A 24,321-nucleotide genomic window follows, 5' to 3' on the forward strand; every position below is an offset into this window, starting at 1 on the left:
TCAGACCTGCGCCTGGCCGCCGTCGACGAAGAACTCGACGCCGTTGACGAAGCTCGCCTCGTCGGTGGCCAGGAACAGCGCCGCCGCGGCGATCTCCGACGGGTCGCCGAGGCGGCCCAGCGGGACCTGAGCCGCCATCCCGTCCACGAGCTGCTGCCGCGCGTCCGGCTCGGCTAGGCCGAGGAGGCCGGGGGTGAGCGTCGGCCCCGGGCTGAGGACGTTCACGCGGATTCCCTTGCCCTGCAGGTCGAGCGCCCAGGTGCGGGCGAAGCTGCGCACGGCGGCCTTCGTCGAGGCGTAGATGCTCATGCCCGGCGCCACGCGCGTCGAGGTCGTCGAGCCGGTGATGACGACCGACGCCTTCTCGTTCAGCAGCGGCAAGGCTTTCTGCACGGTGAAGAGGACGCCCTTGACGTTCGTGCCGAAGGTCGTGTCGAACTGCTCCTCGGTGATCTCGCCGAGCGGGGCCGAAATCCCGCCGCCGGAGTTGGCGACCACGACGTCGAGCCCGCGGCCGCGCTCGGCGATCACGCGGTAGACCTCGTCCAGGTCGGCGAGGTTCGAGGAGTCGGCGCGGATCGCCTGCACGCTTCCGCCGATCTCGGCGACGGCGTCGTCGAGGACCTCCTTGCGGCGGCCCGTGATCACCACGTGCGCGCCCTCCGCGGCGAACCGCTTCGCGATCCCCAAGCCGATGCCGGTCCCGCCGCCGGTCACCAGCGCTGTCTTGTCCTTCAGGTTCACGGTGCCCTCCGAGTTCTTGACTATCTCGTCCAGAACCTACGCAGTTCTGGACGAGATAGTCAAGAATGGATATCCTGAGCCCATGGCGAGACCCCGGAGCTTCGACGAGCGCGCGGTGCTGCGCACGGCCCGGGACCGGTTCTGGTCGACGGGCTACGCGGGCACGAAGATCGACGACCTCGCCGCGGCCACCGGCCTGGGCAAAGGCAGCCTCTACGGCGCCTTCGGGGACAAGCACGCGCTGTTCCTGCGCGTCTTCGACGACTACTGCACCGAAGCCGTCGAAGCGACGCGTCACAAGCTCGACGGCCCCGACGAAACCGCCTACCAGCGGCTGCGCGACTACGTCCTGGCCGACGCCGAAGCCGTCATCGCGGACGACATCCACCGGGGCTGCCTGATCGCGAAGTCCGCGGCCGAATGCGCCGAACACGACCCGGAGGTCGCGACGCGGGCCCGGCAGGCGTTCAGCGAGCTGAACGTCATGCTGACCGCCTGCGTCGCCGGAGCCCAGCGAGCGGGCGACCTCGCCCCCGGCCCCGACCCGGCCCGCCTGGCCGGCCTCCTGCTGGCGACCCTGCGCGGCATCGAAGCCCTCGGCAAGGGCAGCTGCGACCAGGCCGACCTCCGCGGCATCGCCGAAACCGTCCTCGCCGTGCTCCCGCGGCCGTAACCCGCGTGACCAGCGGGGCATCACACGTGACCAGCGGGGCATCACGCGTGATCCGGGAGGCATCACGCGTGATCAGACGGGCATCACGCCGATGCCCCTCCAGTCACGCGTGATGCCCGCCCAGTCACGCGTGATGCCTCTTTCCGCACGCGGCCGCGGCCGTGAAGCGCTGACTCGTTGGGCCAACCGGTCTCAAGTTCTTGACGGACCGACTGGTTTGTGACGAAGATCTCGGGCACTCGCCGAAAGGCCGTTTTCGCATCGTGGAAAACGGAGGTCGCCCGTGTTCGTGCAAGACGTGACTCCCCTCGGTTCGCTGGGCCTGTCGGCGCTCGTCGCCGTGCTGCCCCTCGCCACCGTTCTCGTGCTCCTCGGTGTCGTCCGGATGAAGGCGCACCACGCCGCCCTGATCGGGTTGGTCGTCGCGCTCGTCGTCGGGGTCGCCGCTTATGGCATGCCGATCGTCCAGGCCGTCTCCGGGGCGCTGTCGGGCGCCGCGTTCGGGCTGTGGCCGATCATGTGGATCGTCGTCAACGCGCTGTGGATCTACCGGCTCACCGTGCGGACCGGGCACTTCGACGTCCTGCGCCGCTCGTTCGGCCGGATCTCCGACGACCCGCGCATCCAGGCCCTGATCATCGCCTTCTGCTTCGGCGCGCTCATGGAGGCCCTCGCGGGCTTCGGCGCGCCGGTCGCGATCAGCGCCGTGATGCTGGTGGCCGTCGGCTTCCACCCGGTCAAGGCGGCGGTCGTCGCGCTGGTCGCGAACACCGCGCCGGTCGCGTTCGGCGCGATGGGCACGCCCGTCGTCACGCTGGCCCAGGTCACCGGGCTGCCGCTGCAGGACGTCTCCTCGATCGTCGGCCGCCAGACGCCGCTGCTCGCGCTGGTCGTGCCGCTGTTGCTGGTGATCATCGTCGACGGCAAGCGCGGACTGAAGGACACCTGGCTGCCCGCGCTGGTCTGCGGGGTCGCGTTCGGGCTCGTGCAGTTCCTCGCCTCGAACTACGTCTCACCGCAGCTGGCCGACATCGGTGCCGCGCTCGCCGGTGCCGCCGCGCTGGTCGCGCTCCCGCAGACCCGCCGCGCGGTGCCCGAAGCCGTCCGGACCAGCATCGGCACCGGCGGGACGACGACCGAGGAAGCGCCGCCGGAGGACTCGCGCAACGACGTCGTCAAGGCGTACCTGCCGTACGCGCTGATCATCGTGATCTTCTCCCTGGCCGTGCTGCCGCCGATCAAGAAGCTCTTGGACAAGGCGACCTGGAAGTTCCACTGGCCGGGCCTGAACGTCGCCGCGCCGAACGGGAAACCGGTGTCCGGCAACACGTTCTCGCTGCCGTTCCTCAACACCGGCGGCACGCTCGTGCTGCTGGCCGGCATCATCACGGCCGCGGTCCTGGCCGTGTCGGCGAGCGGCACCGTGCAGGAGTGGCTCGCGACGGTCAAGGAGCTGCGGTTCGCGATCCTGACCGTCACCGGGGTGCTCGCGCTGGCCTACGTGATGAACCTGTCCGGCCAGACCACGACGATCGGCACGTTCATCGCGGCCGCCGGCGCCGGCCTGGCGTTCCTGTCCCCGGTGTTGGGCTGGTTCGGCGTCGCCGTCTCGGGCTCGGACACGTCGGCGAACGCGTTGTTCGGCGCGTTGCAGGTGACGGCGGCGAACAAGACGGGCCTGGCCGCGGACCTCCTGGCCGCGGCCAACAGCTCCGGCGGCGTCCTCGGCAAAATGGTCTCGCCACAGAACCTCACGATCGCCTGTGTGGCCGCGAACCTGCCGGGCGAGGAGGGCAAGCTGCTGCGGAAGGTGCTGCCGTGGAGCCTGGGGCTGCTGCTGGTGATGTGCCTGATCGTGCTCGGGCAGAGCACGCCGGTGCTCAGCTGGATGCTGCCATGACCTGACGGTTCGCGACGCTCTTGGCCGAGCGGTTCCAGCTCCACCAGCCGTGCACGACGAGCCCGGCGAAGACGATGTAGATCGCGGCCGAGAAGTACAGCCCGGACGAGATCTGCAGCGGCACGCCGATCGCGTCGACGACCAGCCAGACCAGCCAGAACTCGACCAGTCCCGCGCCCTGCGCCCCGAAGGCGACGAGCGTGCCGACGAAGATGGCGGCGTCCGGCCAGGGCGCCCAGGACGCGTCGAGCGCGTCGAGGACCAGGGCCATCACGGTGGTGCCGGCGACGAAGGCGCCGAGCATGGCCAGCCGCTCGGCGAGCCGTCCCTGCCGGACGACGACGCCGAACACGGGGTCCTGGCGGCGGGTCCAGGCCCACCAGCCGTAGACGGAGATCGCGAGGATGGCGACCTGGCGGGAAGCGAGCCCGCCGAGGTGCGCGGAGGCGTAGACGGCGAACAGCAGCACGGTCGCGCCGACCTGCACGGGCCACGTCCACAGGGTGCGACGCTGCGCGAGGAACACCACGGCGAGCGCGAACACCTGCCCGGCGAGCTCCGCGACCGAGATCCACTGACCGAGCACCGTGATTCCGTGGTGCAGCAGGAAATCCACCTGACGCCCCTTTCGTCCTACCGCATCAAACATGCTCCGGAGGGGGTGAATTCCCTAGAGACTGTGAGCCGCGGAACATCCCACCTCGTGGACGTCGTCCCCGACGCGGACCGTGCCGCCGCGGACGACGCGGGTCTGCACGCCGAAGGTCAGGCCGTTGACGTCGGAGATCGTCTTGAGCAGCCCGGGCGCGGCCGGCAGCCCGTCGCCCGGCAGGCCGACCATCACGCAGCGCACGGCCTTGCGGAGGACCTCCAGCTCGATCTCGCCGATCCGGACGCGCTTCCCCACCCAGGCCTCCTCGGCGAGCTCCGGCGCCGATCCGGTGTCGAGCAGGAGGTTGGCCCGGAACCGCCGTTCGTCGAGCGCGACGCCGGGCGCGCGCTCGGCCAGCCAGGCCAGCGACGACGTCGTGACCAGGTGGACGGCCGCTTCGTCGTGGTGCGGGATCGCCGCTTCCTTCGCCAGCTCGACGCCCGGGAGGCCCAGCGCGGCGGCGATTTCTCCGCTCGCGGTGCCGCCGCGGACCTCGCGGCCGTCAGGGAGGGTAACCACTGGGACATCGCCGTCGTACCGCGCGGCGAAGGCGTGCAGGCCGGGCATCCGCCGGAACCGGCGGGTGTTCTTGCCGCTGCCGAACCTCCCGTCCTGATCGTGGACCGCGTAGAGGCGGTCACCGTCGAGGCCGCGCTCGCCGAACGTCGCCTCGGCCAGCCGCTCCCCCGCCATCGACTTCACCGGATAGCGCCACAGCGCCGCCACGACCCCCATCACCCCAGCGTAACGGGAAGAGACCCGGCGGCTTCCTCGTCCGCCGGGTCTCTTCCCGCTCCGATCCTCGCTCAGCCCTGCGCGCGCGGCATGCCCGCCGGCGGCGTCGGGGTGTTGTCAGCGCCGACCGTCGCGCGCGGAGCCGCGCTCGTGCCCATCTCGCCCGTGCGCTGCGCCGGCGTCTCGGCCAGCTGCTGCTGCATGTTCGCCATCCAGCCGCGCCAGCGGTCCTGCGCCGGCTTGATCAGGCCGCCGCCGAAGCCGACGACGATCACGCCGCCGATCGTCGCCAGCACCGCGATCAGCACCGGGCCGGTGATGGCCGTCGCGATGTTCACCTGGCCGAGCGCGGCGATGATGCCGAACGCCATGATCAGCCAGTAGGCGCCGGTGGCCAGGTAGCGGCCGGCCGGGCGGCCCGACATCGCCGACGACACGACGTCACGCACGACCTTCGCGATGGCCGCGGCGACCACGATCAGCACCACGGCGACCACGATCCGCGGGAGGAACGCGATGATGTCGTTGAGCAGCTGGCTGACCGGGTTGGTCGGCCCGAACACGCCGAACGCCAGCTGCAGCGCGATCAGCAGGACGAAGTAGTAGACCAGTTTCACGAGGATTCCGGCCGCGTCGATCTTCTGCTGGCCGATGCTGCCGGAAAGGCCGGTCTTCTCGATCAGCTTGCCGAACCCGACCTTTCCGAGGACGAGGCTCAGCCCTTTCGCGATCGCCTTCGCGATCAGCCAGCCGATCAGCAGGATGATCAGGAAACCGACGAGTTTCGGAACGAACGTGGCCACCAGGTTCCACGCTTGCCCGAGCCCGTCCTTAAGTTGCTGGCCCATACCGACTCCCTCTCCACGGTTTTTGCGCCCGAATCGCCACCCGCCGATTCGAGGTGGTGCGCTTGGTGCACCGGATCGTTGATCAGGTACCCAGCGTCGGCAACTCGTGCGCCCCACGATCGAGTGAGACGACTGGCGCGCGAAGATCAGCCACGGCCATACTGGTTCTACCGGTGGGGACCGGGGAGACGAGGCCGTCCGGCGCAGCGTAAACCGCAAGCGCCGGGCGGCCTCGAGCATTTGGGGGGATACGTGTTCCGGCCCCCGGACACCGAGACTCTGAGGCGTCCGAGGGCCGGATGAACGATCGGCGAACCTCAGGCGGCGCGCAGGGCGTCGCGCAGTTTCACCTTCGCGCCACTGCGCATGACCGCGTTCCGGTAGATCCGCGCGGCGAGCCAGATCAGCCCCGGGATCATCAGCACCACCAGTCCCACCGACAACACCGCTTCCCACACCGGCACCCCGCCCATCGCCAGCCGCATCGGCATCAGCGTCGGCGCGAACACCGGAATCACGGAAAGCACTTCGACGAACGTGTTCCCCGGGTCCGTCGGCAGCACGGAAATGCCGACGACGTATCCGGCGATCACGAACATGAGCGCGGGCATCGTCGCGCCGCCGACGTCTTCCTGGCGTGAGACCAGGGCGCCGAGCGCGGCGAACACGATCGAGTACATGAAGAACCCGAGCAGGTACCACACGATCAGCCACACGACCGTGCCGACGGCCGCCGAAACGGAGATGGTGAGCACGCCGGCCGCCAGTCCGGTGATCACCCCGCCGGCCCCGATCACGAGCATCTGGATCAGCCCGACCACGCCGATGCCGAGCACCTTCCCGGCCATCAGCTGCCACGGCTTGATCGTCGACAGCAGCAGCTCCACGACCCGCGAGGTCTTCTCCTCGACGACCCCCTGGGCGACGCTCTGGCCGTTGATCATCAGCGAGAGGTAGATGAGGATGCCGGCGGCGATGCCCAGCACCAGCTGCTGGCCGTTGTAGTCGTACGGCTGCTCCAGCGGCGGGTCCTCGATGAACTTCGCGGAGGAGACGGCGGCTTCGAACCGGGCCGGGTCGCCGCCGAGCGTGGTGATCTGCTGGTCGAGCGCGATCTGCCGGGACAGCAGCTGCAGGACGTTCGCGAGCTTGCCGTCGAGGTCCTTCTTCACCTGGACGTGCACGGTCTTGCCGTCGCCGGTCAGCAACGCGTCGATCGAGCCGTCGGCCAGCTTCGCGCGCCCGGCGGCCTCGTCGGCGACCTGGATCGTGTCGATGGACTCGTCGACCGCCTGGCCGCCGGCCTTCAGCGGCGCCGCGAACGGGGCGGTCGCCGGGGTGTAGCCGACGGTCGAGTCGGCACCGCCGCCGCCCGAGATGAACTTGATCAGCAGGATGCCGACGACGATCAGCAGCAGCATGACGACCGTGGCGACGCGGAACGCCTTCGACTTGACGCGGGTGCCGATCTCGCGGGAGGCGACCAGCCCGACCGCGCTCGCCGGGCTCATCCGCACGTCTTGGACCGGGGTGCTCATGCGCACACCTCGCTGACGCTCGGTGCGGCCTGAGCGGCCGGCGCAGTGTTGGATGATTCGCTCGCAGGCTCACTCATGCCGGGACCTCCTCGGTCGTGACGACGGAACGGAACAGATCGGCCAGCGACGGCTGTTCGCGGGCGAACTCGCGCACCGGCCCAGTGGCCAGCGCGGCCTTGAGCACGGCCTGGTCGTCGGCGCCCTCGCCGAGCTCGAGCTCGGTCACCGAGCCCTTCCGGCCCAGCACCTTCACACCGGGCAGACCGTCGGCCCAGCCGTCACCGGCTTCGGGGACGTCGACCCGCAGCCGGACGGCGCCGCCGGCCCGCAGCTCTTCGACCGTGCCGGCCTCGACCATCTGTCCACTCCGGACGATCCCGACCCGGTCGCAGAGCCGCTCCACGAGGTCGAGCTGGTGGCTGGAGAACACGACCGGCACGCCTTCGGCGGCCTTTTCCTTGAGCACCTGGCTCATCACGTCGACCGCGACCGGGTCGAGGCCGGAGAACGGCTCGTCGAGCACCAGGATCCGCGGCTCGTGCACCAGCGCCGCGGCCAGCTGGACGCGCTGCTGGTTGCCGAGGCTCAGCTTCTGCACCTCGTCGTCGCGGCGGCCGGCGACGCCGAGCCGTTCGGTCCACTTGTCCGCCGACGCCCGCGCGGCGGCGGCCGGCATGCCGTGCAGCCGCGCGAGGTAGGTGAGCTGCTCGGCCACCTTCATCTTCGGGTAAAGGCCGCGTTCCTCGGGCATGTACCCGATGTGGCGGCGCGTTTCGTGCGTCACCGGCTCGCCGTCGTAGCGGACTTCGCCGCCGTCGGCGGAAAGCACGCCCAGCGCGATGCGCATGGTCGTGGTTTTTCCGGCACCGTTGCTCCCGACGAACCCGAAAAGCTCGCCCGGCCGGACTTCGAATGTCATTTCTCGCAAAGCGACCACGTCGCCGTAGCGTTTCGAGACCCTGTCGATCTCCAAACCGGTCATTCCGGTTCCCCCGTTCATCACTGGCTGCCCCCGCTCGCGATCCTAGGCAGTTCGTACACGCACCGCATAGCACCGCGCGTTGCCGCCGGGGGCTACGAAAGTTGCGGGCACGTAGGATCGCGGGCGCCATGGATGGAACCACCACGCCGCGCCAGGTGCCGAAGCACCACGGACTCTCCGCGAAGACGCTTCGGCGGCTGGAGCACGCGTCCGGGAGCCTCGCGAGCGCGAGCATCGCGGTGATGGAGCGGCGGCTGTCGTGGTTCGCCCGGCTGCCCGCCGACCAGCGCGCGAGCGTCCTGCTGATCACCCAGGCGGGCGCGGCGGGCTTCGTCGACTGGCTGCGGGACTCGAAGGAAGCCCTGAAGCTGACGACCGAGGCGTTCCGCGACGCGCCGGCCGAGCTGTCCCGGTGGGTCAGCCTGCGCCAGGCGGTCGGCATGGTGCGCCTGGCCATCGAGGTGTTCGAGGAGCAGCTGCCGGAGTTCGCCGCGAACGAGGCCGAGCGGGCGGCGCTGATCGAGGGAATCCTGCGCTACGGCCGGGAAATCGCGTTCGCGGCGGCGAACTCGTACGCGGCGGCGGCGGAGGCCCGGGGCGCGTGGGACGCCCGCCTCGAAGCACTGGTCGTCGACGGGATCGTCCGTGGCGACGCCGAGGAGTCGGTGCTCTCCCGCGCGACGGCGCTGGGCTGGGAGCCGTCGGCGGCCGCGACGGTCCTGGTCGGCAATCCGCCGTCGGAGGACCCGCCGACGGTGGTTTTCGAGGTCCGCAGCCGCGCGGCCCGCGTCGGCCGCCCGGTGCTGCTGTCGGTCCAGGGCTCCCGGCTGGTGGTCGTGGTCGGCGGGCCGACCGAGGGCGGTGTCAAGGAGCGCGAAATCCTCGCCCGGATGTCGGTGGCGTTCGCCGACGGCCCGGTGGTGGCGGGGCCGACGGTGCCGACGCTGGCGGAGGCGCACCACAGCGCGACGGAGGCGTTGTCGGGGCTGCGGGCGGTGGTCGGCTGGCCGGCGGCGCCCCGCCCGGTCCGCTCGGCGGACCTGCTGCCCGAGCGCGCGCTGTCGGGCGACGCGGAGGCGGAGCGCCTGCTGGTGGACACGATCGCGCGCCCGCTGGAGGAGGCCGGTCCGACGCTGCAGCGCACGGTCGAGGCGTACCTGGAAAGCGGCGGGGTGCTGGAGACGTGCGCGAAGACGCTGTTCGTCCACCCGAACACGGTCCGGTACCGGCTGCGCAAGGCGGCGGACCTGACGGGGTGCCAGGCGACGGACCCGCGCGACGCGCTGGTGCTCCGGATCGCGTTGACGGTGGGCCGGCTGGCGCGCGCCCGCGGCCTCTGGTGACGGCTTCCCGAGACGGGCGTCACGTGATGGACTTAACAGCGAAAGGTGATTGAACCCGACAAGGCTTCCGGGTTACGCGCGAGGTTCTCCGGCGCGTCTTTGGAGGGTTCCGACAAAGACGCCGCGCAGACACTGTGAGCGTCGGCATCACGCCGAAGCACCGTGAACGTGTTGTCTTGGAGGGTGACAGCAGCAGTCCTCGCTCCCGGTCAGGGGTCCCAGGCCCCCGGCATGTTCACGCCCTGGCTCGACCTCGACGGCGCCCGCGAGCGCGTCGCACTGTGGTCCGAGCGCGCGGGGCTCGACCTGCTCCGCCTCGGCACCGAGGCGGACGCCGACGAGATCCAGGACACCGCGGTCGCGCAGCCGCTGATCGTCGCGCTGTCGTTGCTCACCTTCGAACACCTCCAGGCCACCGCGCCGGTTTCCGCGGACGCGCCCGTCGCCGGGCACTCCGTCGGCGAGCTCGCGGCCGCCGCGATCGCCGGCGTGCTGAAGCCCGAAGAGGCCGTCGCGCTGGCGGCCGTCCGGGGCGCCGAGATGGCGAAGGCGTGCGCGCTGGAGCCGACGTCGATGGCCGCGGTCATGCTCGGGGACCCCGAGCAGATCGTCGCGTGGCTCGAAGGACAGGGCCTGACCGCGGCGAACCGCAACGGAGCGGGGCAGATCGTCGCCTCCGGTGCCGCCGACGCCATCGCGAAGATCGTCGCGGAACCCCTTGAAGGCACGAAGATCCGCGCCCTCAAGGTCGCCGGCGCGTTCCACACGCAGTACATGGCGCCCGCCGAAGAGGCGCTGCGCGCCCACGCCGCCGAGCTGACCCCGGCCGACCCGGTCCGCCCGCTGCTGTCCAACGCGGACGGTGCGGTCGTCACCAGCGGGGCCGAGTACCTCGACCGCCTCGTCGCGCAGGTCACGCGGTCCGTCCGCTGGGACCTGACGATGGACGGCCTGGTCTCCCTCGGCGTCACCCGCACCGTCGAACTCGCGCCCGCGGGCACGCTGACCGGCCTGGTCAAGCGCCAGCTCAAGGGTGTCGTCACCACTACCACCGCGCTGAAGACGCCGGCCGAACTGGCGGCGCTGCGCCAGGAGGACGCCTCGTGACCGACCGACCCACCTTGAGCCTCAACCCCGGCTCCCGCGGCAGCCGCGTGCTGGGCATCGGCAGCGCGCAGCCGGACAAGATCGTCACCAACGACGACCTGTCGCAGATCATGGACACCAACGACCAGTGGATCCGCGACCGCGTCGGGATCATCGAGCGCCGGTTCGCGGAGAAGGACGAGACGCTCACCGACTTCGCCGTCGCCGCGGGCACCGCCGCGCTGGCCGACGCCGGCGTCGACCCGTCCGAAGTGGACACGGTGATCCTGCCGAACTGCACCATGCCGACGCTGATCCCGAACGCCGCCGCCCAGGTGGCCGCGCGGATCGGCATCCCCGGCCCCGGCGCGTTCGACCTCAACGCCGCGTGCGCCGGGTTCTGCTACGGCCTCGGCGTCGCCTCCGACCTGATCCGGTCCGGCTCGGCGAAGAAGGTCCTCGTCATCGGCGCGGAGAAGCTCACCGACTCGGTGAACCCGACCGACCGCGCCAACGCGATCATCTTCGCCGACGGCGCCGGTGCCGCGGTCGTCGGCGCGTCCGACGAGCCGCTGATCGGCCCGGTCTCCTGGGGCAGCGCCGGCGACCTCGTCGACCTGATCGGGATGACCGAGGACAAGTTCATCTACCAGGAGGGCCAGTCGGTCTTCCGGTGGGCGACGACCCAGATCGCGCCGATCGCCATGCGCGCGCTGGAGGTCGCCGGGCTGAAGCCGTCCGATGTGGACGTGCTGATCCCGCACCAGGCGAACCTGCGCATCGTCGAGGCGATCGCGAAGAAGCTGCGGGCCAACGGCGCCCGTGACGACATGGTCGTCGCCGACGACATCAAGTACTCCGGCAACACCTCGTCGGCGTCCATCCCCCTCGCGCTGGACCACATGCGCAAGGCCGGGACGGCGAAGTCCGGCGACGTGGTGCTGGCGGTCGGGTTCGGCGCGGGCCTGTCCTACGCCGGGCAGGCGTTCGTCTGCCCCTGATCACCGTTACGCTCCCCGCGGGCACTCGCCCAAGGGCAACCAGACCCAAGAAACACCGAGAAGGGAACTACCCCATGGCTGACAACGCTGAGATCCTCGCCGGCCTCGCCGAGATCGTCGAAGAGGTGGCCGGTGTGGCTCAGGACGACGTCACCGCCGAGAAGTCGTTCGTGGACGACCTGGACATCGACTCGCTGTCGATGGTCGAGATCGCCGTGCAGGCCGAGGACAAGTTCGGCGTCAAGATCCCGGACGACGAGCTCGCCAACCTCAAGACCGTGGGCGACGCCGTCAACTACGTGTCGGCCAACTCCAAGTAAGTCTGTTCCCTCCTTGAGGAGACTCCCATGAGCAACATCGACGTCGTGATCACCGGTCTCGGCGCCACCACACCGCTCGGCGGGGACGTGACGTCCACCTGGGACGGTCTGCTGGCCGGGCGGAGCGGGATCCGGGCGATCGAGGCCGACTGGGTCGAGGAGCTGCAGCTGCCCGTCAAGATCGGCGGCATGCTGGCCGTCGATCCGTCGGAGGTCCTCCCGCGGGTGCAGGCCCGCCGGCTGGACCGCTGCGAGCAGGTCGCACTGATCGCCGCCCGCCAGGCGTGGGCCGACGCCGGGTACGCGGAACCGACGGACGAGCACACCGACGTCGACCCCGACCGCCTCGGCGTGTCGATCGGCACCGGCGTCGGCGGCCCGGTCACCCTGCTCACCCAGAACGATCTGTTGCACCAGCAGGGTCTCCGCAAGGTGTCGCCGCTGACCGTGCCGATGCTGATGCCGAACGGCCCGGCCGCGCACGTGGGCATCGACCTGAAGGCGCGGGCCGGGGTGCACTCCCCGGCCTCGGCCTGCGCTTCCGGTGCCGAAGGCATCGCGAGCGGGGTGGAGATGATCCGCTCCGGTCGCGCCGACGTCGTGGTCGCCGGTGGGGCCGAAGCGTGCATCCACCCGATCACGCTGGCCGGGTTCGCCCAGGCCCGCACGGTGTCCACGCGCAACGACGACCCGGGCAGCGCGTCCCGGCCGTTCGACGCGAGCCGCGACGGCTTCGTCCTCGGCGAGGGCGCCGGCGTGGTCATCCTGGAGCGCGCGGACCAGGCGAAGGCCCGCGGGGCCCGCATCTACGCGACGATCGCCGGGCACGGCATCACCTCGGACGCCTACCACATCACGGGCAACCACCCCGAGGGCATCGGCCAGATCGCCGCCATGCGCGCGGCGATGAAGATGGCCGGTGTGACGGCGGCGGACGTCGGGCACGTGAACGCCCATGCGACGTCCACTGTGGTCGGTGACATCGGCGAGGCGGCCGCCATCCGCAAGGCGGTCGGCGACCACGCGGTCGTGACGGCGCCGAAGGGTTCGATGGGTCACCTCGTCGGCGGCGCCGGCGCGGTCGAGGGGATCATCACGATCCTGTCGCTGTACCACGGCATCGTGCCGGCCACGATGAACCTGACGGACCTGGACCCGCGGGTGCAGCTGGACGTCGTGTCGGGCGAGGCCCGCAAGGTCGAGCTGACCGCGGCGATCAGCAACTCGTTCGGCTTCGGCGGGCACAACACCGCGCTGTTGTTCACCCCGGCGGCCTGAGTTCGTCCGCACCACCCGGTTCGACGAAAAAGGGGCCCGGCTTCGGCCGGGCCCCTTCTTCAGCATTTTTCGTGCTCGGGCGGCGGCCCTGGGTCGACGGTGTCGATCTTCAGCCCGCCCCGCTGGACGATCATCGGCATGACCAGCCGCCACTTGATGCAGGGCTCCTTGAAGAAGTCCGGGGCGTCGGCCTTCTTCTGTTCGCTGGTGAAGCCGACCAAGACCCGAAGCGACGCGTTGGCGCCGCGCTCGATGCGGTAGACCAGCGCGTCGGTGTCCGTTGTGGACTTGACGCCGTCCTTCCACGCGCCCGGTGGCTGCTGCGAGATCCGGTCGCTGCTGACGGTCGTCGTCCACGGCTGGTACTGCTTGCTGTTGATGGCGTCGAAGTACGTCTTGAGGAGCCTGCGCACGGCCTCGGCCTGCGGGTGCGCCTGCGCGTCCTCGGTCATCCGGACGACGCCCGCCGCGGCCGGCGCCCCGCTGCTGGCCGGGGACTGCGCGGCGCTCGAGGAGGCGGTCTCGTCGGCGGGCTGGTCGGGGCGGCGGTAGATCTCGCGCGCGAGCAGGCCGGCACCCACGGTCACCGAGAGCACCACGGCCACGACGGGCACCAGCCAGCGCTGGCGGGAGCTGGAGGCGGGGGTGGTCACGCCGAAGAGCGTACCGGCCCGGCCGGGGTGCCCGGGTGCAGCAGGGGGCGCGGCGGGCGGCGCGCCCGGATCACCCCGAGGTCGCGCCGGCAGCCGTCCGTCCGGTCAGCCCACCTGGTGCAGCCAGGTCACCGGCGCGCCGTCACCGGCGTGGCGGTAGGGCTCGAGCGCCTCGTCCCAGCTCGCGGCGAGGAGTTCGTCGAGCTTGTGCGCGAAGGACTCACCCCCGCGGGTCATGGCCGCGAGCGCGCGCAGCTGGTCTTCGCCCACCACGATGTCGCCGTTGGCGCTGGTCCGCCCGTGCCACAGGCCGAGCCCGGGCGCGAAGCAGAACCGTTCGCCGTCGAGGCCCGCGCTGGGCTCTTCGGTGACCTCGAACCGAATCATCGGCCACGCCTTGAGGGCGGACGCCAGTCTGGCGCCGCTGCCCGCGGGCGCGCGCCAGCCGCACTCGGCGCGAAGCTGACCCGGGCTGGCCGGCTGCGCCGTCCACTTCAGGTCAACGCGGGCACCCAGGGTGCCCGAAATAGCCCACTCGACGTGCGGACACACCGCAGACGGCGACGAGTGGACGTACACCACACCTCGGGTGCTGCCACGGGTGCTCACTGCTACCTCCGCTTGTTGCTCGACGAGGGACGTCTTCCCCTACGCCCTGACTCGAGCTGCGGAACGGCTTCAGTGCGGCTCCCGAATGCCGCCTCCGATGCGTTGAAGCACATTCTGCACCCCAACCGTGCCGTTTGGCCACATGAACACCACAAGTCACCCGGGGCACCACTTTCGGAGGGCAGACGGCCGCGTCCTCCCCGTGTCGCACGATGGACAGGGCCACGCGCGCTAGCGTGATGACCCGGAACGACGAGCAGGGAGGGGTTTCGGTGCGACTGGTGCGCCTGCAGCGGCAGCAGTCCCGGGTGGCCGACGACGTCCGGGCGGCGCTGGCGTCCCTCGGTCGTGGCAGCACCGTCATCGGCGGGATCGCCCTGGTGGGCGTGGGCACGGTGACCGAGCGCCCGATCGAGGCGGTGGTCCTGCTGCCCCACGGCGTGATCATCGTGATCGGCGTGGACCTCCCGGACCCGGCCCTGCGGCTGGAGGCCCCCCTGGGAGCCGCGTGGAAGGCCGACGGCTGGCCCCTGGTCACCGACGACGACGCGGTCAACCCGGCGACGGAGGCCCTGGACATCTCCCAGGCGTGCGAGCGGCGAATCGCTTCCCTGGTCCCGGGGACGGGCCCGGTGGGGACGATCGTCGCGGTAGGACCGTACGTGGAGACGGTCGACCAGCCGGCGGGCGACCTGGCGGGCCCGGTCCGCGTCCTCCACCCGACCCCGACGACGATGCTGGCGGCAACGGTATCGCTGGCGACAGCGCACCGGCCCCGGTCGGTGGACCAGGTAAGGGCACTGATCCGGGGGTTGGCCCCGGAGGCACCGGAGTTTTCGGACGAGGTGCTGGTGGGCGAGGGATTCAGCCGTTTCACGGACGATTCGCCACCGGAGTCGCTTTGGGACAGTGGGCCCTCGGTGCCCAGCCAGGTGCGGACAGCTGCTGGCGCGGGTGCGGGTGCCGCGGGTGTTGCGGCGGGAGCGGCCACTTCGGACACCGCGGGGTCGGCCGCAGCCAGTTCGAGCACACCGAGCTCACCCGCAGAAGGATCAGGCCCGGCCGCGGCGGACGCACCTGCCGGCGACTCGGCCGCGCCGAGCTCGCCCGCGGCGGATTCGCCTGAAGCAGGTTCACCTGCCTCGGACACGGCAGAGGCAAGCCCAGCCGCGACGGGCTCGCCCGCCGGCGACTCGACCGAGCCGAACTCGCCTGCAGCGGAATCGCTGGCGGAGTCGAGCGCGCCCAGCTCACCCGCGGCAGGAACGCCCGCTCCAGACACCGCAGGGTCAAGCCCAGCCCCCGCCGGCGACACGCCCGCAGCCGGTTCGGCCTGGTCGAGCCGACTCGACTCCGGCTCGCCCGCGGCAAGCCTCGCCGAACCGCCTTCACCCACCGCAGATTCGCCCGGCGCGCCCGCGACAAGCCTCGCCGAACCGCCCTCACCCACCACAGATCCGTCCGGCGCGCCCGCGACAAGCCTGGCCGAACCGCCCTCACCCACCGCAGGTTCGTCCGGCTCCGCCGCTGCGGACTTGGCCGAACCGCCTTCACCCACCGCAGACTCGGGCGAAGCACCCACCGCATCGGACGTCACGACTCCCGCCGACTCCGAGCGCACCGAGGTCCTGCCCTTTCCCACCCGCGACAAACCCCTCCCGCAGTTCCCGGGCTCCACTCAACGAACCGAAGCCACCCCGGCCAAGCCCGCCCCCCAAGCTGTCACCCTCAGCCAGATCAACCTGCAACCTGCAACCCCCACCCCACCCCGCCCCTTCCCCACCCTGCGGCCGGTCCCCCGCGAAGCCGGAACCTCTCCAAGCTCGAAGACCGTCCGCTGGCTCCCCCTCGCCGCCATCGGGCTGCTCGTTGCCCTCGTCGTTGCCGCCATCGCCGTGGCCACCTCCGGGGAGGACACCGTTGCCGCCCCCACTGGGCCGCCCACTCCCGCTACCCAGTCGCCGCCCGCGAGCAGTGGGGCTCCCGTGCAAAGTCTTCAGTTCGCCCTGCGGGCCGCCGATCGGGACCAACGGTGCGCGTCCCATGCCTTCGGGGATGCTCAGGCCAGCCTGCAGCAGACCAGCTGCTCCGGCGTCCGGCGCGCGTCCTACGCCGCCTCCGTCGACGGGCGGGAGGCCGCCGTCACCGTCGGGATCGTCGAGTTCCCCGATGCCGCGCAGGCCCAGGCCTTCAAGGCCGTCGCCGACACGCCCGGCGGGGGCGGGATCCTCGACCTCGCCTCCGAGACCGGCAAGTGGGGTGCCACTCCACCGCCCCAGTTCGAGAACGCCGCCTACACCTCGCAGCTCGAAGGCACGTCCGTGCGGGTCGTCCAGGCGGTCTGGGCACCGGGACCGTCCACTTCGGACGATCCCGGCCTGGCCAGGGCCGCGAAAGCCGCCCTGGGCCTGCCCGCCCAGTGACTCAGAGCCCGTAGGCCTCCAGCAGCCGCAGCCACACCTCGCTGATCGTCGGGAACGACGGCACCGCGTGCCACAGCCGGTCGAGCGGCACCTCGCCGACGATCGCGATCGTCGCCGAGTGCACCAGCTCCGAGACGTCCTGGCCGACGAACGTCACGCCGAGCAGGACGTTCCGCTCGGTGTCGACGACGATCCGGGCCTTGCCGGTGTAGCCGTCGGCGTGCAACGACGAGCCCGCCACCGCGATGTCGACGTCGACGACGCGGTCGGCCGAACCGGGCCGCGCGTCCGCCAGGCCGACGGCCGCGACCTCCGGGTCGGTGAACACCACCTGCGGCACCGCGTGGTGGTCGGCCGTCGCGGTGAACTTGCTCCACGGCTCCGCCGACGAGAACGTACCCGCCGCCAGCGCCGCGACCGTGTCGCCCGCCGCGCGGGCGCCGTACTTGCCCTGGTGGGTCAGCGGGGCGCGCCCGGTGACGTCGCCCGCCGCGAACAGCCAGCCACCGTCCACTGCGGACACCCGGCCGGTGTCGTCGGTCTCCAGCGCTCGACCCGCTTCGACGCCGAGCGCCTCGAGGCCGAGCCCGGCGGTCGCGGGCCGGCGCCCGGTCGCCACCAGGAACTCGTCGACGACGACCACCTCGCCGTCCTTCAGCGTCAGCTCGGTCCCGCCCGAACCCGCGGCGACCCGCTCGACGCCCGACTCCGTGTGCACGTACACGCCGGCTTCGCGCAGACCGTGCAGCACGAGGTCGCCGGCGAACGCGGCGTTACGCGGCAGCGGGCGCTCGCCGGTGATCACCAGGTGGACCTCCGAGCCCAGCGATGCGAACGCCTGCGCCATCTCGACGCCGACCACGCCGCCGCCGAGGACGCCCAGCCGCCCCGGCACGGACTCCGCCGACGTCGCCTCCCGCGAACCCCACGGCCGGATCGTGTCGAGACCCGGGATCTTCGGCGTGCTCGGCACGCTGCCGGTGCACACGATCACCGCGTGCCGCGCGGTCAGCACGCGGTCGCCGTCGAGGGTGACCTCCCGCTCACCGGTGATCTCGCCGTGCCCGCGGATCGGCTCGATGCCGGCGCCGCGAGCCCACTCGACCTGGCCCGAGTCGTCGCCCTTGCCCGTGAACCAGTCACGCCGCGCGAACACCGCCGCGGGGTCGAGCCGGTCGCCGACCGGCACGCCGGGGATGCGCTTCGCCGCGGCGAGCAGGTTTCCCGGCCGCAGCAACGCCTTGCTCGGGATGCACGCCCAATAGGAGCACTCGCCGCCGAAGCGCTCGTGCTCGACGAGGGCGACCTTCAGGCCGCCGCGAGCCGCTCGTTCGGCGGCCACCTCCCCCACCGGACCCGCGCCGATCACCACTACGTCAAAAGTCTGTCCAGACATGGCTTCAGCGCACACCACCACGCGGGATCGCGCAAGCCAGCGGCTATCCTCGTCTTCGAAGCTGCAAGTCATCGGCGGCCCGGTGCCGTCGGCCCCGGTGCGCGCGCAATACACGTTCGAGCACGGGAGGTTTGTCGTGGCCAAGAACACGGCTGTGCGGGTCCTGGATGATCTCACCGGCGAGCCCGCCGCCGAGACCGTCGGGTTCGGGCTCGACGGCATCGACTACGACATCGACCTCTCCTTCGCCAACGCCGACGCCCTGCGTGAGCTGCTCCAGCGCTACGCCGACGCGGGTCGCCGCACCGGCGGCCGCAAGCGCCGGCCGAGGATCGTCCCGGGCGCGAAGCGGCCCCGGGCGAAGGCGGCCCCGAAGACGACGAAGGCGGCGAAGCCCGTCGCCGGCCGTCGCACGGCAACCGCCAAGACCACAGCCGCCAAGACCGCGAAGACCGAGCCCGCGAAGACCACTGCGAAGGTCACGAAGGCGAAGGCCGAGCCGGCCAAGACCACGCGCAAGGCGGCGGCGCCGAGGAAGACCACGCGCGCGGCGGCGCGGAAGGTGCCGGGCATCACGTTCTCGGCGGCCGAGTAGGTCCACAGTAGGTCCACAGTGGACTGACGGGCCGCGGGATATCCTCGCGGCCCGTCAGCCCGCGCGCTGGGAGCCGTCCGCGTGCCAGGGCGGGTACCGGTACCGCGTGTGCAGCAGCGCCCGCTGCCGCGTCAGCTCGGCCGCGGACGGCGGGCGCGGCACCAGCGTCCCGAGGAACTGCGACGCGGCCGCCCGCACCGCCGCCTCGACCGACGGGAACCCCGGGCGCAGCCCGTGCTCGGCCAGCGACGCCACGGGACTGCGGTGGGAATCGAGCGGGCGCGGGTCCGCCGGGGCGCTGGTCAGGTAGCGGCCGACCAGCGCGGCCGACGTCTCGACCAGCAGCGTCGAGTGGGCCAGCAGCCCACCCTTGGTGCGGAACACCGCGAACCCGCAGAGCTTCGCGTCCTCGACGAACAGGCCGCGGTCGCCGATCCGCGGCACCAGCCCGAGCTGGTCGACGGCGGCGCTCATCACCTTGCCGAGCGTCTCCAGCGGCCGGTCGGTGGGCCCGGGCAGGACCAGCGTCACGTTCAGGTTGCCCGGGTCGTGGAACACCGTGCCGCCGCCGCTGGCCCGCCGCAGCACCGGGACGCCGTCCCGGGCGCACTCCTCGGCCCGCACTTCGCGGGCGATCCGCTGGCCGCGGCCCACCACGACGCAGACCGGGTTGCGCCAGAGCCACAGCACCGGTGACGCGGGCGCGACCCGGAGGAGCGCTTCGTCGAACGCCAGGTTCTCGGCCGGATCCGTGAACGCGGCACGGACGTCCGACCCGGTCGTCATAGCGCTTTGAGTTCCTCCACGATCTCGCCCACCGACGACTTGGCGTCCCCGAAGAGCATGCTGGTCTTCGGATCGTAGAACAGGTCGTTGTCGATCCCGGCGAACCCGGAGGCCATCCCGCGTTTCAACACGATCACGGACCGGCTCTCGTTGACCTTGAGGATCGGCATCCCGTAGATCGGCGAGCTCGGGTCGGTCTGCGCGGCCGGGTTCGTGACGTCGTTCGCGCCGATCACCAGCGCGACGTCGGTCTGGGCGAACTCGGAGTTGATCTCGTCCATCTCCTTGAGCTGCTCGTACGGCACGTCGGCCTCGGCGAGCAGCACGTTCATGTGCCCGGGCATCCGGCCGGCCACCGGGTGGATCGCGTAGGCGACCGTGATGCCCTTCTTCTCCAGCAGCTTCGCCATCTCGCGGACGGTGTGCTGCGCCTGCGCCACGGCCATGCCGTAACCCGGCACCACGACGACCTTGCTCGCGTACGCCATCTGGATCGCGGTGTCGGCGGCGCTGGTCGCGCGCACCGGACGAGCTTCCTTCGCGCCGCCGCCGGCCGAGACCGCCGGCCCGCCGCCGAAGCCGCCCGCGACGATCGCCGGGATGGACCGGTTCATCGCCTTGGCCATCAGGTTGGTCAGGATCGAGCCGGACGCGCCGACGATCATGCCGGCCACGATCAGCGCCGTGTTGTCCAGCGCGAGGCCCATCGCGGCGGCCGAGAGCCCGGTGAACGCGTTGAGCAGCGAGATCACCACCGGCATGTCCGCGCCGCCGATCGGCAGCACGACGGTGAGGCCGAGGATGCCCGCCGCGACGAGCAGCCCGACGATCAGGAAGCCGGAGTCGCCGCCGGCGACGATGGCGACCGCGCAGCCCAGCGCGACCAGCAGGAGCAGCGCGTTGACCGGCTGCTGCAGCTTGCCCATGGTGATCGGGCGGCCGCTGATCAGCTCCTGGAGCTTGCCGAACGCGACGTTCGAGCCCCAGAAGGAGATCGACCCGATGATCGCGGCGAACAGCGACGCGATGGCGATGTACGCCGGCTCGTGCGCGTAGCCGTCGGTGGAGTTGAACTCGACCCAGGCGATGAGCGCGACCGCGCCGCCGCCGACGCCGTTGAACAGGGCCACCATCTGCGGCATCGCGGTCATCTTGACCTTGCGCGCGGACGGCACGCCGACCACCGCGCCGATCGCGACACCGAGCACGATGAGCAGCCAGTTGCCCATGCCCGGGGTGAGCAGGGTGGCGATGACGGCGATGCCCATGCCGGCCGCGGCGATCCAGTTGCCGCGGACCGCGGTGCGCGGGCCGGTCAGGCCCATCAGGCCGTAGATGAAGAGGGCGAACGCGACGATGTAGAGGATCGCGACGAAGTCGGTCACTTCCGCTCCTCCTCGTCGGCGGGAGCGGGCTTCTTGCCCTTGAACATCGACAGCATCCGGTCGGTGACCAGGAACCCGCCCACGACGTTGATCGTGCCGAAGGCGATCGCGATCACCAGCAGGAACTTGTTGAAGACGCCGTCGACGCCGAGACCGAGCACGACCAGCCCGCCGAGCAGCACGATGCCGTGGATGGCGTTGGTGCCGGACATCAGCGGGGTGTGCAGCGTGTTGGGCACCTTGGAGATCACGGCGAAGCCGACGAACCCGGCGAGCACCAGCACCGCCAGGTTCTGCACCAGGGGACTCATGCTGGGCTCCCTTCGCGCCCGGCCACGCAGGCGCCAGCGACGATCTCGTCTTCGAAGTTCAGCTCCAGCGCGCCTTCCTTCGTCACGAGCAGCTCCAGCAGCTCGGTGACGTTGCGCGCGTACAGCTCGCTGGCGTGCGAAGGCATTTCGGCGGGCAGGTTCAGCGGGGACGAAATGGTGACGTCGTGCTCCACGACGTCCTCGCCCGGCTTGGTCAGCTCGCAGTTGCCGCCGGTCTCGCCCGCGAGGTCGACCACGACCGACCCGGCCGGCATGCCCTTGACGGCGTCCGCGGTGACCAGCGTCGGCGCCTTGCGGCCCGGCACCAGGGCCGTGGTGATGACGACGTCGAACCTCGTGATCGCCTCGGTGAGCCGCCGCTGCTGCTCCTCGCGCTCTTCCGACGTCAGCTCGCGGGCGTACCCGCCTTCGCCGACCGCCTCGATGCCGAGGTCCAGGAACTGCGCGCCGAGCGACTTGACCTGCTCGCCGACCTCGGGCCGGACGTCGTACCCGGTGGTCTGCGCGCCGAGCCGCTTCGCCGTGGCCAGCGCCTGCAGACCGGCGACGCCGGCGCCGAGCACCAGCACCTTCGCCGGCGGCACGGTGCCCGCCGCGGTGGTGAGCATCGGGAAGAAGCGGGGCAGCTTCTGCGCCGCGAGCAGCACCGCGCGGTAGCCGCCGATGCTGGCCTGCGACGACAGCGCGTCCATCGCCTGCGCCCGGGAGATCCGCGGGACCGCCTCCATCGCGAACGCCCGCAAGCCCGCTTCTTCGAGCTTCGCGAGCCCGTCCGGGTTGCCGCGCGGGTCGAGGAACCCGAGGAGGACGGTGCCTCTGGCCAGCTTCGCGACCTCGTCCGGCGCGGGTGGGTTCACCTTCACGACGATGTCGGCGCTCCACGCGTCGCCGAGCTCGGCGCCCGCCTGGGTGTACGCGTCGTCACTCAGGTGCGCGCGGGACCCGGCGCCCGGTTCGACCAGGACGCGCAATCCGCGTCGCGCGAGCCGCCCGACCAGTTTGGGCACCATCGCGACCCGGCGCTCCCCGGGGCGTGACTCGGTCACCACACCCACGGTGAGCTGCTGACTCTGTTCGCTGTCCGCCACACGACCTCCTCATCGGCGAGGCACGATCCGTGGGTTGTACCACGCCGGACCGACACTCCCCAGCGACATCGGTCGCAAGTCCCGGGGTTGTGCCAGAAGATACGAGCGCCGCGGGAGGAGCGTTCAGCTCGTTTTCCACTGGGGGATGCCGAGCAGGATCAGGCGCAGGCGTTTTTCCGCCGTCGCGGTGATTTTCGCGTCTTCACCCGGTCGTGCTTCCAGCAGCTCGACGGTGGTCGTGATCATCGCGGCGACGATCAGGTCCGCCAGCATGTGCAGGTCTTCGGTGCTCCACGCGCGCAACGGGGCGAACCGGGCGAGGTCGATCGCGAGGTCGCCGGAGAACATCCGCAGTTCGACGGCGATGGACCGGGCGAGCGGGCCGCCGCCGTAGCGTTCGCGCGTCAGGAACCGGAAGTGGTCCTCGTTCGCCCGGACGAACTGGTGGACCGTGGCCACCGACGCGCTGATCATGCCGCGGTAGGTGTCGGGATCGGTGCGCGCCGACCGCATCATGCCGCGCAGCGTGCGCGTCGCTTCTTCGACGAGCGCGACGCCGAGCTCCTCCATCGAGGCGAAGTGCCGGTAGAACGCCGTCGGCACCAAGCCCGCGCCCTTCGCGACCTCGCGCAGGGAGAGCGTCGCGAACGGACGGTCGGCCAGCAGGTCGAGGGCGGTGTCCAGCAGCGCCTGGCGCGTGCGCTGTTTGCGCTCTTGCCGGCTCACCGGCGTCAGCGAGTCTTCGGACACGTCTATCAGCGTACGGATGTCCACCGCGTTGCTCACGTCACATCCTCCGCGTTCCGCGTTGACAGGCAGTCCACTCCTGCAGTGCACTGTTGAGTGTACAGTCGTTCACTGTAATCGAGGAGGTCTCCGATGACGGCGCTCATCCCCCGGAGGGTGCGCAGCCTCGCCTCGCTGGCCGAGGCGCTGCTGACCCCGCACGGGATGGACCGCTACCTGGAGCTCGTCGACCCGATGCTGGTGCGCCGCGAGATCCGCGGCCTGGTCACGGCGGTGCGCAAGCAGACGCCGGACAGCGTGACCGTCACCGTCAAGCCCAGCCGCGCGTGGCCCGGCTTCACCGCCGGGCAGTACGTCCGCCTGCAGGTGGAGATCGACGGCGTCCGGCGCACCCGCTGCTATTCGCCGTGCGGTTCGCAGTACGACGGCGAGCTCGAGTTCACCGTCAAGGAGCAGGGCCTGGTCTCCGGGCACCTCAACCGCGCGCTCGGCGCCGGCTCGGTGGTCGGTCTGTCCACTCCGGACGGCACGTTCACGCTGCCCGCCACCCGCCCGGACCGCGTGCTGCTGATCAGCGGCGGCAGCGGTGTCACCCCGGTGCTCGCCATGGCCCGCACGCTGGCCGACGAAGGCCACGCCGGCGAGATCGTGTTCCTGCACTACTCGAACGGCCCGGCCGACGCGCTCTACCGCACCGAACTGGCCGAGCTCGCCGCCCGGCACCCCGGGCTGAAGGTGGTGCACGCCTACACCCACACCAAGGGCGGCGACCTGCGCGGGTTCTTCTCGCCGGAGCACCTGGCGCAGGTGGCGCCCTGGTACCGCGACGCCGAAGCGTTCGTCTGCGGCCCGAAGCCGCTGATGGACGCCGTGCGCGCGGAGTTGGGTGAACGTGCGCACACCGAAGAGTTCACCCCGCCGGCGCTGACCTTCGACACGGCGAACGCCGAGGGCCAGGTCCGGTTCAAGCGCAGCGGGCGGGAGTGCACCAACTCGGGGAAGCCGTTGCTGGAGCAGGCCGAGGAAGCGGGCCTGTCGCCGGAACACGGCTGCCGGATGGGCATCTGCTTCTCCTGCACCCAGCTCAAGACCGCCGGCCGCGTCCGCAACGCCAAGACGGGCGAGATCTCCGGCGAAGAAGACGAAGAAATCCAGCTCTGCATCTCCGTCCCGGTCGGGGACGTCGAGATCGACGCGTAGGGAGACT

At 71.2% G+C, this 24,321-nt stretch carries 24 protein-coding genes; 10 read left to right on the top strand and 14 right to left on the bottom strand.

Annotation, left to right across the window (positions count from 1 at the left end; translation table 11 throughout):
* Positions 1 to 744 carry an SDR family oxidoreductase gene (locus tag ACZ7PG_RS41990; protein ID WP_470244792.1) on the bottom strand — a complete coding sequence of 248 codons (744 nt, stop codon included), beginning with the start codon at positions 742 to 744 and terminating at the stop codon, positions 1 to 3.
* 82 nt (positions 745 to 826) lie between these two features.
* Here ACZ7PG_RS41990 and ACZ7PG_RS41995 point away from each other — a divergent pair, with 82 nt between their 5' ends.
* Positions 827 to 1,417, top strand: a complete 591-nt coding sequence (locus tag ACZ7PG_RS41995) for a TetR/AcrR family transcriptional regulator (RefSeq protein WP_470244793.1) — start codon at positions 827 to 829, stop codon at positions 1,415 to 1,417.
* 283 nt (positions 1,418 to 1,700) lie between these two features.
* Entirely contained in the window at positions 1,701 to 3,317 is a 1,617-nt protein-coding gene (locus ACZ7PG_RS42000) for an L-lactate permease (protein ID WP_470244794.1), read from the top strand.
* Here the strand turns inward: ACZ7PG_RS42000 and ACZ7PG_RS42005 are convergent.
* The 5 genes from ACZ7PG_RS42005 to ACZ7PG_RS42025 form a co-directional block, all read right to left on the bottom strand.
* Positions 3,298 to 3,933, bottom strand: coding sequence for a nicotinamide mononucleotide transporter family protein (locus ACZ7PG_RS42005; protein WP_470244795.1), 636 nt, complete (start codon positions 3,931 to 3,933; stop codon positions 3,298 to 3,300). The two genes, ACZ7PG_RS42000 and ACZ7PG_RS42005, sit on opposite strands and share 20 nt — an antisense overlap.
* Positions 3,934 to 3,987: 54 nt before the next feature.
* Entirely contained in the window at positions 3,988 to 4,704 is a 717-nt protein-coding gene (locus tag ACZ7PG_RS42010) for an MOSC domain-containing protein (RefSeq protein ID WP_470244796.1), read from the bottom strand.
* Between the two features lie 71 nt (positions 4,705 to 4,775).
* Positions 4,776 to 5,552: a mechanosensitive ion channel family protein gene (locus ACZ7PG_RS42015; protein WP_470244797.1), complete on the bottom strand. Its 777-nt coding sequence runs from the start codon at positions 5,550 to 5,552 to the stop codon at positions 4,776 to 4,778.
* 317 nt (positions 5,553 to 5,869) lie between these two features.
* The gene (locus ACZ7PG_RS42020; RefSeq protein ID WP_470244798.1) at positions 5,870 to 7,090 is read right to left on the bottom strand and encodes an ABC transporter permease; all 1,221 of its coding nucleotides are present in this window, start codon (positions 7,088 to 7,090) and stop codon (positions 5,870 to 5,872) included.
* A 73-nt stretch (positions 7,091 to 7,163) separates the two neighbouring features.
* Complete coding sequence (locus ACZ7PG_RS42025) at positions 7,164 to 8,072, bottom strand: ABC transporter ATP-binding protein (protein ID WP_470244799.1); 909 nt, start codon at positions 8,070 to 8,072, stop codon at positions 7,164 to 7,166.
* A gap of 128 nt (positions 8,073 to 8,200) precedes the next feature.
* Between ACZ7PG_RS42025 and ACZ7PG_RS42030 the strand changes: the two genes are divergently transcribed.
* The 5 genes from ACZ7PG_RS42030 (at position 8,201) to ACZ7PG_RS42050 (ending at position 13,100) form a co-directional block, all read left to right on the top strand.
* Positions 8,201 to 9,415: a PucR family transcriptional regulator gene (locus tag ACZ7PG_RS42030; RefSeq protein WP_470244800.1), complete on the top strand. Its 1,215-nt coding sequence runs from the start codon at positions 8,201 to 8,203 to the stop codon at positions 9,413 to 9,415.
* A gap of 183 nt (positions 9,416 to 9,598) precedes the next feature.
* Positions 9,599 to 10,522 carry an ACP S-malonyltransferase gene (locus ACZ7PG_RS42035; RefSeq protein ID WP_470244801.1) on the top strand — a complete coding sequence of 308 codons (924 nt, stop codon included), beginning with the start codon at positions 9,599 to 9,601 and terminating at the stop codon, positions 10,520 to 10,522.
* Complete coding sequence (locus tag ACZ7PG_RS42040; protein WP_470244802.1) at positions 10,519 to 11,502, top strand: beta-ketoacyl-ACP synthase III; 984 nt, start codon at positions 10,519 to 10,521, stop codon at positions 11,500 to 11,502. Before ACZ7PG_RS42035 ends, ACZ7PG_RS42040 begins: the two co-directional genes overlap by 4 nt.
* Before the next feature lie 74 nt (positions 11,503 to 11,576).
* On the top strand, positions 11,577 to 11,822 hold the full coding sequence (locus ACZ7PG_RS42045) for an acyl carrier protein (protein WP_004559006.1): 246 nt from the start codon (positions 11,577 to 11,579) through the stop codon (positions 11,820 to 11,822).
* A gap of 27 nt (positions 11,823 to 11,849) precedes the next feature.
* A complete protein-coding gene (locus ACZ7PG_RS42050) occupies positions 11,850 to 13,100 on the top strand; it encodes a beta-ketoacyl-[acyl-carrier-protein] synthase family protein (RefSeq protein WP_470244803.1) in 1,251 nt (416 codons plus the stop codon).
* 59 nt (positions 13,101 to 13,159) lie between these two features.
* Here ACZ7PG_RS42050 and ACZ7PG_RS42055 read toward each other — a convergent pair whose 3' ends face one another.
* Positions 13,160 to 13,753 (bottom strand): hypothetical protein, encoded by a 594-nt coding sequence (locus tag ACZ7PG_RS42055; RefSeq protein WP_470244804.1) that lies wholly within the window; start codon positions 13,751 to 13,753, stop codon positions 13,160 to 13,162.
* A gap of 105 nt (positions 13,754 to 13,858) precedes the next feature.
* Complete coding sequence (locus ACZ7PG_RS42060) at positions 13,859 to 14,362, bottom strand: DUF3145 domain-containing protein (RefSeq protein ID WP_155545434.1); 504 nt, start codon at positions 14,360 to 14,362, stop codon at positions 13,859 to 13,861.
* A gap of 272 nt (positions 14,363 to 14,634) precedes the next feature.
* On the opposite strand from ACZ7PG_RS42060, the gene ACZ7PG_RS42065 reads away from it, so the two are divergent.
* The gene (locus tag ACZ7PG_RS42065) at positions 14,635 to 16,785 is read left to right on the top strand and encodes a hypothetical protein (protein WP_470245678.1); all 2,151 of its coding nucleotides are present in this window, start codon (positions 14,635 to 14,637) and stop codon (positions 16,783 to 16,785) included.
* Position 16,786: 1 nt separating this feature from the next.
* Here ACZ7PG_RS42065 and ACZ7PG_RS42070 read toward each other — a convergent pair whose 3' ends face one another.
* Complete coding sequence (locus ACZ7PG_RS42070) at positions 16,787 to 18,181, bottom strand: dihydrolipoyl dehydrogenase family protein (protein ID WP_470244805.1); 1,395 nt, start codon at positions 18,179 to 18,181, stop codon at positions 16,787 to 16,789.
* A gap of 136 nt (positions 18,182 to 18,317) precedes the next feature.
* Between ACZ7PG_RS42070 and ACZ7PG_RS42075 the strand changes: the two genes are divergently transcribed.
* On the top strand, positions 18,318 to 18,776 hold the full coding sequence (locus tag ACZ7PG_RS42075) for an Lsr2 dimerization domain-containing protein (protein ID WP_470244806.1): 459 nt from the start codon (positions 18,318 to 18,320) through the stop codon (positions 18,774 to 18,776).
* 54 nt (positions 18,777 to 18,830) lie between these two features.
* On the opposite strand, the gene ACZ7PG_RS42080 is transcribed toward ACZ7PG_RS42075, so the two are convergent.
* From ACZ7PG_RS42080 to ACZ7PG_RS42100, 5 genes are all read right to left on the bottom strand, one after another.
* Positions 18,831 to 19,562, bottom strand: coding sequence for a lipoate--protein ligase family protein (locus tag ACZ7PG_RS42080; RefSeq protein ID WP_470244807.1), 732 nt, complete (start codon positions 19,560 to 19,562; stop codon positions 18,831 to 18,833).
* On the bottom strand, positions 19,559 to 20,947 hold the full coding sequence (locus ACZ7PG_RS42085) for an NAD(P)(+) transhydrogenase (Re/Si-specific) subunit beta (protein WP_470244808.1): 1,389 nt from the start codon (positions 20,945 to 20,947) through the stop codon (positions 19,559 to 19,561). The genes ACZ7PG_RS42080 and ACZ7PG_RS42085 overlap by 4 nt, the downstream gene beginning before the upstream one ends.
* Positions 20,944 to 21,258 (bottom strand): NAD(P) transhydrogenase subunit alpha part 2, encoded by a 315-nt coding sequence (locus ACZ7PG_RS42090; protein WP_470244809.1) that lies wholly within the window; start codon positions 21,256 to 21,258, stop codon positions 20,944 to 20,946. Before ACZ7PG_RS42090 ends, ACZ7PG_RS42085 begins: the two co-directional genes overlap by 4 nt.
* Positions 21,255 to 22,367, bottom strand: a complete 1,113-nt coding sequence (locus ACZ7PG_RS42095; RefSeq protein ID WP_470244810.1) for a Re/Si-specific NAD(P)(+) transhydrogenase subunit alpha — start codon at positions 22,365 to 22,367, stop codon at positions 21,255 to 21,257. Before ACZ7PG_RS42095 ends, ACZ7PG_RS42090 begins: the two co-directional genes overlap by 4 nt.
* Before the next feature lie 123 nt (positions 22,368 to 22,490).
* Positions 22,491 to 23,153, bottom strand: coding sequence for a TetR family transcriptional regulator (locus tag ACZ7PG_RS42100; protein ID WP_470244811.1), 663 nt, complete (start codon positions 23,151 to 23,153; stop codon positions 22,491 to 22,493).
* A gap of 93 nt (positions 23,154 to 23,246) precedes the next feature.
* Between ACZ7PG_RS42100 and ACZ7PG_RS42105 the strand changes: the two genes are divergently transcribed.
* Positions 23,247 to 24,314: a ferredoxin reductase gene (locus ACZ7PG_RS42105; protein WP_470244812.1), complete on the top strand. Its 1,068-nt coding sequence runs from the start codon at positions 23,247 to 23,249 to the stop codon at positions 24,312 to 24,314.
* Positions 24,315 to 24,321 lie beyond the last annotated feature (7 nt).

It is taken from the genome of Amycolatopsis sp. NPDC114504, from assembly GCF_055633595.1.